Genomic DNA, 15,079 nt, shown 5'->3' on the forward strand with positions numbered 1-15,079 from the left:
AGTTGCCTGAGTACTTCAACTCGGCTTGACCGAGGGGCCGTACAGGACTTACGTTCTCAATGTGCGGCCATTCGGCGCCGCCCACAGACGCGAAGCCCCCGGTTGTTCCCCCGTGATCGGGGGCTTCGTTCTGCCCTGAAGGTACTTTTCAGGCGTCCCTGCGAGCTGATTCGCTCACCCTCGGTCACCGCACGGAATGCGCGCATCTGCTCCCACCTCGACAAACGGCCCGTGCGGCACCCTTCGGTGAGCGACACCCCCGCGGGTACGATGCCTTCGGTGCGACCTGCGGACGGCTGCTCTGCGCACCGTTGCAACTCCGGTCCGCGGCACAGCGGTTGGACCAAGGCGGCCGACGGGCACCGGCCCGTCGGCGAACCAAACGGGGGCACGGTTTGTGGGGGACGTGATGGATTTCGGCACGCGGGGCCCCGAGGCCCCGGCCGACCTCGCCTGGCTGCGAGGCGTGGACGCCTACACGATGGGCGCCTACCCACAGGCGGAGGAGGAGTTCCGCACCGCGGTGCGGATCGATCCCGGGATGGCCGACGGCTGGCTCGGACTGCACGCGCTGCGCGTCGACACGACGACGGCGCTGCTGCGGATGTTCCGGCACCGGGACCGTTTCGGCGAACAGCGCACCCGACATCGCCGCACCCTCAACTCCTGGTACTGGCTGGGCTGGTGGGTACAACCGGTGCTGGAGGGCCCGCGTGATCTGCTGCTCGCGCACGCCTCGCACTGGCTGGACGGACGGCACGTCCCGGAACTCGACCGGGCCCTCGCGGGCCTGCCACCGGTGGACACCGACCCCCAGGTCCGGTTCCTGCACGCCTGCCGTGCCTATCTGGTCAAGGACTGGGAACAGCTGGTCCGGCACACCGACCCGCTGATCAACGACCCCATGCTCGGCATCGAGGCCGGTCTGTTCGGCGGCATGGCCCGGGTCCGGCTGGAGATGTACGGGCAGGCCGAACCCCTGCTGTCGGCGGCCCTGATGCGCTGCCGCAGCGAGCAGCCCCAGCGCAAGGAGCTGCGCTACTGGCTGGCCCGCGCCCACGAGGGCACCGGCCGCTCCGCCGCCGCCCTCCCCCTGTACCGGGCCGTGCACCGCGTCGACCCCGCCTTCATGGACACCTCGGCCCGGCTCGCCGCGATCTCCGAAGGCGACGGGTACGACGACTCCGCCGACCTCGCGGCGATCACGCTCACCGGGGCCGGCCAGGACATGATGGACGGCCCTGACGGCCCTGACCTGCTCTTCGGCATCGAGGGCCGCGAGCTGAAGCTGACGGAGCCGGATCTGCCGGCCTCCGGTCCGCTGTCGTCGGTGACCGACCCGGCGGTGCGCGAGAAGCTCGTGTCCTCGCCGTCGCTGCCCGCCGGGCCGACCGACCCGGCGTTGCTCGAAGAGGCGCTCGCCGAGCTGGAGCGCATGGTGGGTCTGGAGCCCGTGAAGCGCCAGGTGAAGGCGCTGTCCGCGCAGTTGAACATGGCCCGGCTGCGCGCCGGGCAGGGCCTTCCGGTCCAGCCGCCGAAGCGGCACTTCGTCTTCTCCGGCCCGTCCGGCACCGGCAAGACCACGGTGGCCCGCATCCTCGGCCGGGTCTTCTACGCCCTCGGGCTGCTCGGCGGCGACCATCTGGTGGAGGCGCAGCGGGCGGATCTCGTCGGCGAGTACCTCGGCCAGACGGCGGTGAAGGCCAACGAACTGATCGACTCCGCGCTCGGTGGGGTGCTGTTCGTCGACGAGGCGTACTCGCTGTCCAACTCCGGGTACGGCAAGGGCGACGCGTACGGCGACGAGGCGTTGCAGGTGCTGCTGAAGCGGGCCGAGGACAACCGGGACCACCTCGTGGTGATCCTGGCAGGCTATCCGGAGGGCATGGACCGGCTGCTGGCCGCCAACCCGGGGCTGTCGTCCCGCTTCACGACCCGCGTCGACTTTCCCTCCTACCGCCCCCTCGAACTCACCTCCATCGGCGAGGTGCTGGCCCAGGAGAACGGTGACGTGTGGGACGAGGAGGCGCTGGACGAGCTGCGCTCCATCGCCGGGCACGTGGTCGACCAGGGGTGGATCGACGAGCTGGGCAACGGGCGGTTCCTGCGCACGCTGTACGAGAAGAGCTGTGCGTACCGGGATCTTCGGCTGTCGACGTATCCGGGGATGCTGAGCCGGGACGACTTGTCGACACTGCGGCTTCCCGACCTGATGCAGGCGTACGGAGAGGTGCTGTCGGGGCGGGGGCCGCAGGATCCGTCGGCGATATGAGGCTCGCCGCCCTGTGCCCCGGTGCCGGGGCCGGGTGGGTTCGCTCGCTCCGGCCGGCGGGAGGCCCCGCTGGTGCGGCGCTGCCAGGTGGGCTTCGCCCACCCGCGCCGACGGGGTGCCGCTGCGTCCGGCCTCCCGCACTGCCCCAGGGGTACGGCTGCCGCGGCCGCGCGGGATACGAGTGCCGCTGCTGGTGGGCCGCCCCAGCAGTCCCACCGCCGGTGGCTGCGGACGCGCGAACGCCACTGCCGGCCCGGGCGCCGCCCGGCATCCCGGCCGCCCGCAGCTCCCTGTACGTCGCCGCCGGCGGACGTCCCCCCAGCAACCCAACCGCCCCGAGCGGCACGGCTGCCCGCGACCGCGCACGCCGCCGACACCGCGGCCGGCCGGGCGCCGCCCCAGCAACCGAACCGCCCCCGGCCGCTCACACGCGGACCCCACACCGGGCAGTGGCCGCCCCGAACGGCACGACCACACCCAACCGCGCACGCTGCGAGCGCCGGTGCCGGGTGGGCGGCGCCCCGGCCGCACAACCGCCGGGAGCTGTGTCGGTTGCGGCGGCACCCCCGCGTCAGCCGGCCAGTGCTTCCTCCTGCGCCCCGCTGGCCCGCGGTTCCGTCACCCGCACCTCCGGCACCTCCCGGTGCGCCGGGTCCCGGACCTCACCGACCAGGAGTTCCAGTACGTCCTCCAGCGCGACCAGGCCGAGCACCCTGCCGGACGCGTCCGCGACCTGGGCGAGGTGGGTCGCGGCGCGGCGCATCACCGTGAGCGCGTCGTCCAGCGGGAGTTCCGACCTGAGAGTCGTCATCGGCCGCCACACCTGCTGCGGTACCGCCCGCTCGGAGTCCTCCAGGTCGAGGACGTCCTTCACGTGCAGGTAGCCCATGAAGGCGCCGTTCTCCGCGGCGATCGGGAAGCGGGAGTACCCGGTGCGGGCGGTGAGCTCGACGATCTGCCCCGGGGTGACCGAGGGGCTGACCGTGACCAGTGACTCGCGGCCCAGGAGGACGTCCGTCACCGGGCGGGAGCCCAGCTCCAGGGCGTCCTCCAGGCGTTCCTGCTCCTCGGGGTCGAGCAGCCCGGCCTGGCCGGAGTCCTCCACCAGCCGGTTGAGCTGTTCGCTGGTGAAGACCGCCTCGACCTCGTCCTTGGGCTCGACGTGGAAGAGCCGCAGGATGCCCTGGGCGCAGGCGCCGAGGGCGACGGTGATCGGCCTGCACACGCGGGCGAAGGCGACCAGGCCGGGGCTGAGCCACAGCGCGGCCTTCTCCGGGGCCGCCATCGCGAGGTTCTTCGGGACCATCTCGCCGATGACGAGGTGGAAGAAGACGACCGCTACGAGCGCGATGACGTAGCCGAGGGGGTGGATCATGCCGTGCGGCAGGTGGATCCACTCGAACACCGGCTCCAGCAGATGCGCGACCGTCGGTTCCGCCACCGCGCCCAGGGTCAGCGAGCAGACGGTGATGCCGAACTGCGCGGCCGCCATCATCTGCGGCAGCCGCTCCAGGCCGTACAGGACCTGCCGGGCCCGGGTGGTGCCGAGCGGTTCGATCTGGCTGCGGCGTACGGAGACGAGCGCGAACTCGGCCCCGACGAAGAAGCCGTTGGCGAGCACGAGCAGCGCGGCGAACAGGAGTTGGAGCAGGCTCATCGGACGGCCTCCATGACGTTCACCGCCGGGGTCGTTCGGACCAGGCGCACTCGCTCCGCCCGGTAGTGCCCGATCTGGCGCACGGTCAGCCGCCAGCCGGGCAGTTCGGCCTTGTCGCCGACGGCCGGGATCCGGCCGAGCAGATCGGCGACCAGGCCGGCGACGGTCTCGTACGGCCCCTCGGGCACGTCGAGGCCTATGCGCTGCAGGATGTCGACCCGGCAGCTGCCGTCGGCCTCCCAGGCGAGCCTGCCGTCCTCCGCCGGGACTGCCGCGAGTTCCGGCAGGTCCTGCCCGTCGTGCTCGTCGCGGACCTCGCCGACGATCTCCTCGACGATGTCCTCCAGTGTGACCACGCCGGCCGTGCCGCCGTACTCGTCGACGACGACGGCGATGGGCTGCTCGCTGCGCAACTGGGTGAGCAGCGGCTGTACGGGAAGGGTCTCGGGCACGAGCAGCGCCGGACGCGCGATGCGCCCCACGGGGGTGTGCAGACGCTCCCGCACGGGCACCGCGAGCGCGTCCTTGAGGTGCACCATGCCGACGATTTCGTCGATCTTCTCCCGGTAGACGGGGAAGCGGGACAGGCCGGTGGCGCGGGTCAGGTTGACCACGTCCTCGGCGGTCGCCGAGGACTGCAGGGCGCTGACCTTCACGCGCGGGGTCATCACATGCTGCGCGGTCAGCTCGGCCAGCGACAGCGTCCGTACGAAGAGGTCCGCGGTGTCCTGTTCCAGGGCGCCGGCCTGCGCGGAGTGCCGGGCCAGGGAGACCAGCTCGCCGGGGGTGCGGGCGGAGGCCAGCTCCTCGGCGGGCTCGACGCCCAGGGTGCGGACCAGCCGGTTCGCGACCGCGTTCAGCGCGGCGATCACCGGGTGGAACAGCCGGGCGAAGGCGTGCTGCGGGCCGGCCACGAACCGCGCGACCTGCATGGGCTTGGACACCGCCCAGTTCTTGGGCACGAGCTCGCCGATCACCATCTGCACGGCCGAGGCCAGCAGCATGCCGATGACCACGGCGACACCGGAGACGCCGCCCTCGGGGAGGCCGGTCGCGCTGATGGGGCCGCGCAACAGCTCCGCGAGCGCCGGTTCGGCGAGCATGCCGACGACGAGCGAGGTGATGGTGATGCCGAGCTGGGTGCCGGAGAGCTGGAAGGACAGCTGTTTGAGGGACTCGACGACCGTACGGGCCCGTCGGTCGCCCTCGGCGGCGGCCTTCTCGGCGTCCGTCGGCTCGACCGTCACCAGGCCGAACTCGGCCGCCACGAAGAAACCGTTGGCGAGAATCAGCAGGAACGCCGCTCCGAGGAGCAGCAGGGGGATGGTCATGATGCCGCCGCCTCCGCGTACACGCGGACTGCGAGGTCACAGTCCGCGGTATGTCGGCAGGGGGCGGCGCAGGTACTACAGGACGATCCGTCCATCGCCGGAGAGGGTCACTCCTCGCGTAGCAGGAACCCCTGGACGCCGGGCGGCGCACAGGGGCGGAGGCGCAGCGAATACGCCTCCGCCACCAGATTAATCAAGACACCCGCCACTGCGGCAGAGTGGAATGCCCCCAGTCAGCCCTGATCTTCGTCGGGGCCGGTCGTGGGGCGGGCCGTGGAGCGCGCCTCGGCGAGCGCCCGCAGGGCACGGGCGTCGGCGATGGCCTGCTGTTTCGCGATGCCCGGCTGAATGCCGAGTGCGGGCAGGCTGGTGCCGTCACTGAGATTGAGGAACACCCAGGGATCGCCGGGGCGGAGGTTCACCTGGATGATCTCGGCCCAGTCCAGACGGCGCCTGCCGGCGATGTTGACGACGGTGACCCCGGACTCGTCGGCGACGACTTTCGGCCTCGACAGCAGGACCAGCACGCCGGCCAGGAGCGCGGCCGTGATCACGAAGCTGAGGCGCTCGCCGGGGCTGAGCTGCTCCAGAAGCAGCGCGATCGTCGTGATGACCACGAAGATGGCGACGCCGGCGGTCAGCAGGACGGCACGGGTGCGGCTCGGCCGGAAGGTGACGGGGAGCGGGGGCAGGTCGGACATGGGTCTGTGGCTCTCGTGCGGCTTTCAGAGACGGCAGGCGTGGATGGCCGTCGTCAGGATGGCCCGGGCGCCGATGTCGTAGAGGTCGTCCATGATCCGCTGCGCTTCCTTGGCGGGGACCATCGCGCGGACGGCGACCCAGCCCTCGTTGTGCAGCGGGGAGACGGTCGGGGACTCCAGGCCGGGCGTGAGGGCGACGGCCTTCTCGAGCTGCTCGACCCGGCAGTCGTAGTCCATCATCACGTACGTCCGGGCGACCAGGACGCCCTGGAGGCGGCGCAGGAACTGCTGCACCTTCGACTCGACGCTGTCGTCGGCCTCCGCGCCGGTGCGGCGGATCACGACGGCCTCGGACTTCATGATCGGCTCGCCGATGACCTCCAGGCCCGCGTTGCGCAGGCTGGTGCCGGTCTCGACGACGTCCGCGATGACCTCGGCGACGCCGAGCTCTACGGCGGTCTCGACGGCGCCGTCCAGGTGGACGACCGAGGCGTCGATGCCGTGGTCCGCGAGGTGCCCCGCGACGATCCCCTCGTAGGAGGTGGCGACCGTCATGCCGTTCAGGTCCTGCACCCCCTTCGCCGTGCCCGGCTTGGTGGCGTACCTGAACGTGGAGCGGGCGAAGCCGAGGGGGAGGATCTCCTCTGCCTTGGCGGCGGAGTCGATCAGCAGGTCGCGGCCGGTGATGCCGATGTCGAGCTTGCCGGAGGAGACGTAGATCGCGATGTCGCGGGGGCGGAGGTAGAAGAACTCGACCTCGTTCTCCGGGTCGACGATCCGCAGTTCCTTGGACTCGCGGCGCTGCTGGTAGCCGGCCTCATGCAGCATCTCCGCCGCAGGTCCTGACAGGGAACCCTTGTTGGGGACGGCGATGCGCAGCATGAGGTCGGCTTCCTTTGCGTGGTGGTGTGCGGGAACGGGTGCGGCTTACAGGTGGGCGTAGACGTCGTCCAGGGAGATGCCGCGGGCGACCATCATCACCTGGACGTGGTACAGCAGCTGCGAGATCTCCTCGGCGGCCGCTTCCTTGCCCTCGTACTCGGCGGCCATCCAGACTTCGGCGGCCTCTTCGACGACCTTCTTGCCGATGGCATGGACGCCCTTGCCGACCAGCTCCGCGGTGCGGGAGGTGGCGGGATCGGCGTTGGCGGCCTTGTGCTGGAGCTCGGTGAAGAGCTCCTCGAACGTCTTATTGGACATGGTGGCGCCCACTCTACGCGGTGTGTCGCAGCCCTCAGTGCCACGGTTCGGATACTGAGCGGAGGGTGGCCGCCGTCGCCACCGCGGCCGTCACCGCCTCGTGTCCCTTGTCCTCGTTCGAGCCTTCCAGACCGGCCCGGTCCAGGGCCTGTTCCTCGGTGTCGCAGGTGAGGAGGCCGAAGCCGATCGGGACTCCGGTGTCGACCGAGACCTGGGTGAGGCCCTGGGTGACGCCCTGGCACACGTACTCGAAGTGGGGGGTGCCGCCGCGGATGACGACACCGAGGGCGACGATCGCGTCGTAGCCGCGGCCCGCGAGGACCTTGGCGACGACCGGGAGCTCCCAGCTGCCGGGGACCCTGAGCAGGGTCGGCTCGTCGATCCCCAGGTCGCGCAGGGCGCGCAGGGCGCCGTCCACCAGACCGTCCATCACCTTCTCGTGCCACTGTGCCGCGATGACGGCGACCCGCAGGTCCCCGACATCGCGTACGGACAGTTCCGGTGCACCCTTGCCGCTCACGTCTCTCCTCGTTTGTCTTGCTTACTGGTTGCCGCAGGTGGAGACGGGGGTCGTCTCCAGCCAGGGCAGGTCGTGCCCCATCCGGTCCCGCTTGGTGCGCAGGTAGCGGAGGTTGTGCTCGCCCGCCTGTACGGGCATCGGCTCACGGCCGGTGACCTTGAGGCCGTGGCGGACGAGCGCGTCGGTCTTGTCGGGGTTGTTGGTCATCAGGCGCACGCTGCGGACACCCAGGTCTTCGAGGATCTGCGCGCCGGCGCCGTAGTCCCGGGCGTCGGCGGGCAGGCCGAGCTCCAGGTTGGCGTCGAGGGTGTCGTGGCCCTGTTCCTGGAGCTCGTAGGCGCGCAGTTTCGACAGCAGGCCGATGCCGCGCCCCTCGTGGCCGCGCAGGTAGACCACCACTCCCCTGCCCTCGGTCTGGATGCGTTCCAGGGAGGCGTCGAGCTGGGGGCCGCAGTCGCAGCGGGCGGAGCCGAAGATGTCGCCGGTGAGGCACTCGGAGTGGACGCGTACCAGGACGTCGTCGCCGTCGCCGATCTCGCCGTGGACCAGGGCGACATGCTCGACGCCGTCGACGGTGGAGCGGTAGCCGTACGCCGTGAACTCGCCGTGCCGGGTGGGCAGCCGGGTCTGGGCCTCGCGGCGGACGGTGGGCTCGGAGCTGCGGCGGTAGGCGATCAGGTCCTCGATGGAGATGATCGTCAGGCCGTGCTTGCGGGCGAAGGGGATCAGTTCGGGCAGCCGGAGCATACGGCCGTCCTCGCCGGCGATCTCGACGATGGCTCCCGCCGGGCGCAGACCCGCGAGGCGGGCGAGGTCGACGGCGGCTTCGGTGTGGCCGTCGCGGACCAGCACGCCGCCGGACTTGGCGCGCAGCGGGAAGATGTGGCCGGGGCGGACCAGGTCCGACGGGTCGGCCGTGCCGCTCGCGAGGAGCTGGAGCGTGGTGGCGCGGTCGGAGGCCGAGATGCCGGTGCTCACCCCGTGGGCGGCCGTGGCGTCCACGGAGACCGTGAACGCGGTCTTCATCGACTCGGTGTTGTCCTGGACCATCTGCGGCAGCTGGAGCCGGTCGAGTTCGTCGCCCTCCATCGGCGCGCAGATCAAGCCGCGGCACTCGCTCATCATGAAGGCGACGATCTCCGGGGTCACCTTCTCGGCGGCCACGACGAGGTCGCCCTCGTTCTCCCGGTCCTCGTCGTCGACGACCACGATCGGGCGGCCGGCCGCGATGTCCGCGACGGCCTGCTCGATGGGGTCGAGCGCGAAGTCCTCGATACCGTCGGTGCTGTACAGGATCGGTGGGTCAAGAGGTGCGGCGCGATGGGGGTCCCCCCAGGCTTTCGGCTCTGGGGGAGCCTCGTTCAGGGCGGTGGTGGGTGACGGGTGGGCCGTCATGCCGGCGCTCCTTCCAGGACGGGCTGCGAGTCCTTGCGGGAGCGCAGCCACCAGTCGCGCATGCCCCACAGGACGAGTGCGCCGTAGATGACGTAGACGAAGCCGGAGAAGGCGTAGCCGTTGGCGAAGTTGAGGGGGACGCCGACGAGGTCGACGAGGAGCCAGGCGAACCAGAACTCGACCATGGTGCGCGCCTGGGCGTACATGGCGACGATGGTGCCGACGAAGATGTAGGCGTCCGGCCAGGGGTCCCAGGACAGGCTCGGGTAGGCCTTGAACAGCAGGGCCACCGCGATCGTGCCGACGGCGGCGGCGCCGGCCATGGCCGCACGCTCGCGCCAGGTGGCGAAGCGTGGGGTGATCTGGCCGTCCTCGGACCGGCCCTTGTTGCGGTTCCACTGCCACCAGCCGTACAGGGCGACGGCCATGACGACGGCCTGCTTGCCGGCGCTGCCGGTCAGGTGGCCGAAGAAGGCCCCGAAGAGGACGAGGCCGGACAGGAACTGCACCGGCCAGGTCCACAGGGAGCGGCGCCAGCCGAGGGCGAGGGTGATCAGGCCGAGGATGTTGCCGATCATGTCCGACCACAGGATGTGCTGGCCGAAGAGTGCGAACGCCTCGGAGTTCAGCTCGTTCACTCGCCGGCCCCCTGACGGGTCATCAGCCGCTCGACGTACTTGGCGATGACGTCGACCTCGAGGTTGACCGGGTCGCCGGGCTGTTTGCGGCCGAGCGTGGTCAGGTCGAGGGTGGTGGGGATGAGGCTGACGGTGAAGTGGTCGGGCCCGGCGTCGACGACGGTGAGGCTGATGCCGTCGACGGTGATGGAGCCTTTCTCCACGACGTAGCGCGTGAGGTCCGCGGGGAGCGAGATCTTCACGATCTCCCAGTGCTCGGACGGCTCGCGCTCCAGGACCGTGCCCGTGCCGTCGACGTGGCCCTGGACGATGTGGCCGCCGAGGCGGGCGCCCACGGCCATGGGGCGTTCGAGGTTGACCCGGGAGCCGACGGTCAGGGCGCCGAGGCTGGAGCGCTTCAGAGTCTCCGCCATGACGTCCGCGGTGAACTCGTCGCCCTCGTGCTCGACGACCGTGAGACAGACGCCGTTGACGGCGATGGAGTCGCCGTGCTGTGCGCCCTTGGTGACGACGGGGCCACGAAGACGGAAGCGGGAGGCGTCGTCGAGGATCTCGACGGCGGTGACCTCACCCAGCTCTTCGACGATTCCGGTGAACACTTCCCGGGTCCTCCTGCCACATCGGGGCACGGACTCCGGGGCTGTCGATGACGACAGAACGTACGAGCAGGAACACCGGGGCGACGCCGAACACACCCGTCCCGAAGGACGAGTTGATACGGCGGCGCGCACGAATGCCCGCCCGCCGCGCACTGCCTCCCATCCGGACTTTAACCGTCGGTCCAGGAATTTCACCTGGTCAACCGGCCGCTGGAAGCGACCGGGTCGCGGACTGTAACCGCCGGTTCGGACTTTCACCGACCCCGGAGTGCGCTGCTTCTGGTACAGGGCAAGTGTGCCACGCCCGGTCGAACTCCATACGGGTGAACGGTGTGGGGTGCCTCACAGAGCGTGCCGGGAATGTAACCGGCTTCGCGGTTGGTCCGTACCTGTTGACCAGCTGGTCTAGTCCTCTTAGGGTCTGCGTACGGTCCGGCGACGGCGACGACGGCCCTTGCCCGCCGCCGGACCTCCAGGCCGGGGCTCTTGCCCCTCCACCGGCGCCCGGCGGGGACAGTCGCCGGGCGTGGTCGGTCACCGGGCGCGGTCGGTCAACTGACGCGGGGGCGCGAACAGTTCGTCCTGCGCCCGGTCCCGCGCCGTGAGCAGCGCCCCGCGCAGCACCGCTCCCCCGCCGAGGGTGCTGGAGCGCACCTCGGTGGGCAGCGGGGACAGCCGGGCGAGACGGTCCTGCACGCGCCGGGCCAGGACATCGCCGCCCGCACGGCCGACCTCACCGGCGAGCACCACACAGCCCGGGTCCAGTACGGAGATCACGGCGGCGGCACCGAGGGCGATCCGGTTGGCGAGGGCGTCGAGGAAGCGAGCGGCGCCGGCCCCGGCGATCTCCCCCACCGAAGCCTCATCCACCGCTGCCTGGACCTCCGCTGAGACCCCCGAAGCCTCAACCCCCGACGCCTGGCCCGCCGTCGGGACCGGGGCCCCGCCCCCCTCGACGCCCGACGCCTGGCCCGCCGCCGAGGCCCCCGGCACCCCGATCCCCGCAACCCGGTCCGCCGCCGAGGCCACCGAAGCCCCGCCCCCCACCGCCGCCCGTCCCCCCACCGGCGACACAGCCGCCCGCACCAGCGCCGCCGCCTCCGGCTCGTGTGCCGTCGCTGCGGCCGTCACCCCGTGTTCCGCCGCCAGCGCGGCCACCGCGCCCGCGCCCGCGAGCGAGTGGAAGCCCCCGTCGCAGTCGGTCGCCGACGGCAGCCCCCTGGTGCCCGGTACCGGGAGGAAGCCGAGCTCGCCCGCGCCGCCGGAGGCGCCCCGGCGCAGGGTGCCGTCGAGGACGAGCGCCCCGCCGATGCCCACGCCGAGCCACAGGAGGACGAAGGTGTCCCGGTCCCGGGCCGCGCCGTCGCGTTGTTCCGCCAGGGCCGCGAGGTTGGTCTCGTTCTCCACGCTGAACCGGGCGTCGGGGAGCCGCTCCTGGAGTGCGGTCACCAGACGCCGGTGCCAGGCGGGCAGGCCCGAGGAGTCGCGGAGTTCGCCGCTCGCCGGGTCGATCAGGCCGGGCGCGCCGATACCGACGGTGTGCAGCCGGTCGGCGCCGGCCTCCTTCGCCACTCGTTCGACCAGCGTGACCGCCTGCTCCACCGCGGGCCCGGTGCCCGTGGCGTCGCCGATCGGTACGGAGGCCTCCGCGAGCACGCGGCCGAGCAGGTCGGAGACGACGACGGCGACGCCCTCGGTGCGGATGTCGACCGCCGCCAGCTGCGCGCGGTCGGCGACGATGCCGTACAGCTTGGCGTTGGGCCCGCGCCGTTGCTCGCCGGACTCCCCGACCACGGTGATGAGACCGGCGGCGGTGAGGCGGTCGACGAGGTCGGCGACGGTGGGTCTGGACAGTCCGGTGAGCTGCTTCAACCGCGCCGCCGTCAGCGGGCCCTCCTGCGCGAGCAGGCTGAGCGCGAGCCGGTCGTTGATGGCCCGTGCGGTGCTCGGGGATGCGGGCATGCCGGGATCCTTCCAGATCGGCGCGGCCGCACGGCGGGCGGCCGGTAACTCGCTATCTATCAGGCAGGGTTCCTGATAGTTTACGGCGGCGCAGGGGCCAGGGGAGACCGGAAGCCGGGAGGGCCGGAGAATGAGTGGAGTGATCTACGAGCAGCGCGAGGTGAGGCGGGCCCGGTACGCCGTGGCCGCCGTCTTCACCGTGCACGGCGCGGTCACCGGCTCCTTCGCGACCCGCGTGCCGTGGATCCAGGACCACGCGTCGGTCAGCGCGGGACAACTGGGCCTCGCCCTCGCCTTCCCCGCGCTCGGCGCGTCCGTTGCGATGCCGCTGGCCGGCAGCATCACCCACCGCTTCGGCGCCCGGAACGCCCTGCGCGGCCTGATCGCCCTGTGGACCATGGCCCTGATCCTGCCGTCCCTCGCCCCGAACCTGCTGACCCTGTGCCTGGCGCTGTTCGTCTACGGCGCCACGGCGGGCATGGCGGACGTGGCGATGAACGCGCTCGGTGTCGAGGTCGAGAACCGGCTGGGCCGCTCGATCATGTCGGGTCTGCACGGCATGTGGAGCGCGGGCGCCCTGGTCGGCTCGGCGGCCGGCACGCTCGCCGCCCACCTGGGTTCGGACGCCCGGCTGCACCACGCGCTGGCCGCCGCCGTACTGACCGTGCTGGGCGTGGCCGCGTGCGCCTGGGTGCTCGACATCCAGCCCGCCGAGGACGAGGAGCCGCCGCCCCGCTTCGCGCTGCCGCCGAAGTCGGCGCTGCTCATCGGCGCGGTCGGGTTCTGCGCGGTGTTCGCGGAGGGCGCGAGCCTGGACTGGTCGGCGGTGTATCTGCGCGACCAGCTGGAAACCTCGGCCGGGCTCGCGGCCGCCTGTACGACCGGCTTCACCCTCACCATGGCCGTCGCCCGGATCGCCGGCGACAAGGTGGTGGACCGGTTCGGTTCGGTGGCCACGGTCCGGGTGAGCGGGGTACTGGCCGCCCTCGGCGGGCTGTTGATCGTCGTCGCGGGCGACCCGGCGGTGGCGATGGGCGGGTTCGCGCTGATGGGCCTCGGTATCGCGGTCGTCGTACCGCTGTGCTTCGCCGCCGCGGGTCGCAGCGGTTCGAACCCCAGCCTGGCCATCGCGGGCGTCGCGACGATCACGTACACCTCGGGTCTGGTCGCGCCGAGTGCCATCGGCGGCCTCGCCCAGGCGACCAGTCTGGTCGTCTCGTTCGGCCTGGTGACCGTGCTGGCCTGCGGGCTCGTGGCCTTCGCGGGCGTGCTGCGCGCGGCCGACCGCGACCGGCCGAAGGCCGGTGCCGAGGCCGCGGCGGTTCCCGGCCCGCGGCCCTGAACGTGTCGCTCCACGGCGCCGGGCGCATCGTCCGCGCGTCGAGCCGGACCAGGATCCCGGCGCCGAGAGGAAGCCTGGTCTGCCACCGCTCGGCCCAGGCCCGCTCGACCATCGACCCTGAGCGGACGCTCAGCCCCCGCTTTCCTGGACAATGTCCGGGAACCTTGCTGGACGAGGGCACCAGCACCCACGACAACGGCACTCAGCGCGCCAGATCGTAGGCGTACGACGGCGAGAACGTGCCCGGCGAGCCCTGGCAGCCGTCCGACTCCCCCGGCAGCTTCACCCACAGGTAGGCGTCGATCCGCGACTCGCCGGTGTTCAGCGTGGGCGCCCGGCCGATCTTCCGGCCCGGCGGGTCGCACCACGCCCCGTCGGCCGGGGGGCCGTTGCCGTTGCGGCTGGTGTCGATGACGGCGCCCAGGCTCGCGGGACCGCCCAGGGCGTCGAGGACCTCGCGGTCGTACGCGATCTCGTCGGCCGTGCGGTGGAAGTTGGAGACGTTGCTGAACACGCCGTCGGAGGAGGCGGCCGAGGCGGCCCCGGCCTGCCTGAGCCAACTCGCCTGTTTCGCGGCGGCGTTCCAGCCGGAGTGCCCAGCGTCGTAGTAGACCCGGACCTTGGCGTCGGCGGCCTTGAGGACGCGGCCCGCGCGGGCAAGGGAGGCGAACCGGCGGGAGCGTCGGCCCGACGACAGGCACTCGGCCTGGGCGATCGAGTCGGGCTCCAGGATGACGACGGCCTCACCGGAACCGAGCCCGGCGGCGAAGGCGTCGATCCAGGCGTCATAGGCGTCGAGGTCGGGCGCCCCACCCTGCGAGGCGCCCCCGCAGTCACGGCCCGGGATCGCGTACGCCACCAGCACCGGGACCCGGCCCTGCGTGGCCCCGCCCGAGGTGACCGCACGGACCCGGGCGGTGATCGTCGAGGGGCTGTAGTCGGCGAACCAGACAGCGGCCGGCTGGTCCGCGATACGGGACTCTATGACCGCCCGCCGCGGGTCGCCGGAGTTGGCACGCACCCAGTCCAGCACCTGCGACTCGGGGTGACGGTAGAGGTGCGCGGATACGAAGGCGGTGGGGCCCATCTCCCCATTTTCCCCCTTCTGCGTCCTCTGCGTCTTCTCCTGCTTGGTGGGCGTCGGCGTGGGGCCCGGCGTCTTCTTGGGGTTCCCCCGGGTCGGCGAGGCGGAGGCGCTCGGGCTCGGCGAGGCGGACGGTGTCGGTACGGCGGGCAGCGGTGCGAGGTAGGGCGAGCTGCTCACCTCGGGTTTCGCCTCGTCGGAGGCGTGCCGGTCGTCGAGGGCGGACAGCATGCCGGTCGCGGTGCCGACCGCGACCACGACGGACGCCGCCGCGACCATCGCGCCGCGCCGTGCGGTCCGCCTGCGCTCGGCACGGCGCGCGGCCAGGCGCTGGGCACGTAAGCCTGACACGGTGCCGCTCCCCCTCCCCCAGCGGCG

The 15,079-nt window shown here is 71.9% G+C and carries 13 protein-coding genes, 1 pseudogene and 1 riboswitch; of the genes and pseudogenes, 2 read left to right on the forward strand and 12 right to left on the reverse strand.

Translation table 11 applies throughout. The features are described from left to right. The first annotated feature begins 409 nt into the window (after positions 1-409). A complete protein-coding gene (locus ACIBK3_RS38090) occupies positions 410-2,272 on the forward strand; it encodes an AAA family ATPase (protein ID WP_399372456.1) in 1,863 nt (620 codons plus the stop codon). A gap of 571 nt (positions 2,273-2,843) precedes the next feature. Here the strand turns inward: ACIBK3_RS38090 and ACIBK3_RS38095 are convergent. The 10 genes from ACIBK3_RS38095 to ACIBK3_RS38140 all read right to left on the reverse strand — a co-directional run bounded on the left by ACIBK3_RS38095 (position 2,844) and on the right by ACIBK3_RS38140 (position 12,275). Continuing rightward, on the reverse strand, positions 2,844-3,929 hold the full coding sequence (locus ACIBK3_RS38095; protein WP_399372458.1) for a hemolysin family protein: 1,086 nt from the start codon (positions 3,927-3,929) through the stop codon (positions 2,844-2,846). Beyond that, positions 3,926-5,260, reverse strand: coding sequence for a hemolysin family protein (locus ACIBK3_RS38100; RefSeq protein ID WP_399372460.1), 1,335 nt, complete (start codon positions 5,258-5,260; stop codon positions 3,926-3,928). Before ACIBK3_RS38100 ends, ACIBK3_RS38095 begins: the two co-directional genes overlap by 4 nt. 233 nt (positions 5,261-5,493) lie before the next feature. Further along, complete coding sequence (locus tag ACIBK3_RS38105) at positions 5,494-5,961, reverse strand: PH domain-containing protein (RefSeq protein ID WP_399372461.1); 468 nt, start codon at positions 5,959-5,961, stop codon at positions 5,494-5,496. Positions 5,962-5,985: 24 nt separating this feature from the next. Further along, entirely contained in the window at positions 5,986-6,843 is an 858-nt protein-coding gene (hisG, locus tag ACIBK3_RS38110) for an ATP phosphoribosyltransferase (RefSeq protein ID WP_399372462.1), read from the reverse strand. Between the two features lie 45 nt (positions 6,844-6,888). Then, positions 6,889-7,161 carry a phosphoribosyl-ATP diphosphatase gene (locus ACIBK3_RS38115; RefSeq protein WP_399372464.1) on the reverse strand — a complete coding sequence of 91 codons (273 nt, stop codon included), beginning with the start codon at positions 7,159-7,161 and terminating at the stop codon, positions 6,889-6,891. A 34-nt stretch (positions 7,162-7,195) separates the two neighbouring features. After that, positions 7,196-7,681 (reverse strand): 6,7-dimethyl-8-ribityllumazine synthase, encoded by a 486-nt coding sequence (gene ribH, locus ACIBK3_RS38120; RefSeq protein WP_399372465.1) that lies wholly within the window; start codon positions 7,679-7,681, stop codon positions 7,196-7,198. Between the two features lie 21 nt (positions 7,682-7,702). Beyond that, the gene (locus tag ACIBK3_RS38125; RefSeq protein WP_399372467.1) at positions 7,703-9,076 is read right to left on the reverse strand and encodes a bifunctional 3,4-dihydroxy-2-butanone-4-phosphate synthase/GTP cyclohydrolase II; all 1,374 of its coding nucleotides are present in this window, start codon (positions 9,074-9,076) and stop codon (positions 7,703-7,705) included. Next, the gene (locus ACIBK3_RS38130) at positions 9,073-9,714 is read right to left on the reverse strand and encodes a nicotinamide riboside transporter PnuC (RefSeq protein WP_399372468.1); all 642 of its coding nucleotides are present in this window, start codon (positions 9,712-9,714) and stop codon (positions 9,073-9,075) included. Before ACIBK3_RS38130 ends, ACIBK3_RS38125 begins: the two co-directional genes overlap by 4 nt. Continuing rightward, entirely contained in the window at positions 9,711-10,313 is a 603-nt protein-coding gene (locus ACIBK3_RS38135) for a riboflavin synthase (RefSeq protein ID WP_399372469.1), read from the reverse strand. Before ACIBK3_RS38135 ends, ACIBK3_RS38130 begins: the two co-directional genes overlap by 4 nt. Positions 10,314-10,458: 145 nt before the next feature. After that, positions 10,459-10,589, reverse strand: a riboswitch (FMN riboswitch). Positions 10,590-10,847: 258 nt separating this feature from the next. Beyond that, on the reverse strand, positions 10,848-12,275 hold the full coding sequence (locus ACIBK3_RS38140) for an ROK family transcriptional regulator (RefSeq protein ID WP_399372470.1): 1,428 nt from the start codon (positions 12,273-12,275) through the stop codon (positions 10,848-10,850). Positions 12,276-12,405: 130 nt separating this feature from the next. On the opposite strand from ACIBK3_RS38140, the gene ACIBK3_RS38145 reads away from it, so the two are divergent. Then, positions 12,406-13,617 (forward strand): MFS transporter, encoded by a 1,212-nt coding sequence (locus ACIBK3_RS38145; RefSeq protein WP_399372471.1) that lies wholly within the window; start codon positions 12,406-12,408, stop codon positions 13,615-13,617. On the opposite strand, the pseudogene ACIBK3_RS38150 reads toward ACIBK3_RS38145, so the two are convergent. Both ACIBK3_RS38150 and ACIBK3_RS38155 read right to left on the reverse strand, forming a co-directional pair. Further along, a pseudogene (locus tag ACIBK3_RS38150) lies at positions 13,586-13,681 on the reverse strand (acyl-CoA thioesterase); the annotation flags it as partial. The gene ACIBK3_RS38145 and the pseudogene ACIBK3_RS38150 sit on opposite strands and share 32 nt — an antisense overlap. A gap of 138 nt (positions 13,682-13,819) precedes the next feature. Beyond that, positions 13,820-14,980 (reverse strand): glycoside hydrolase family 6 protein, encoded by a 1,161-nt coding sequence (locus ACIBK3_RS38155; protein ID WP_399372648.1) that lies wholly within the window; start codon positions 14,978-14,980, stop codon positions 13,820-13,822. Positions 14,981-15,079 lie beyond the last annotated feature (99 nt).

The sequence above is a fragment of the Streptomyces sp. NPDC050287 genome (assembly GCF_044459385.1).
In the GTDB taxonomy this organism is placed as follows: domain Bacteria; phylum Actinomycetota; class Actinomycetes; order Streptomycetales; family Streptomycetaceae; genus Streptomyces.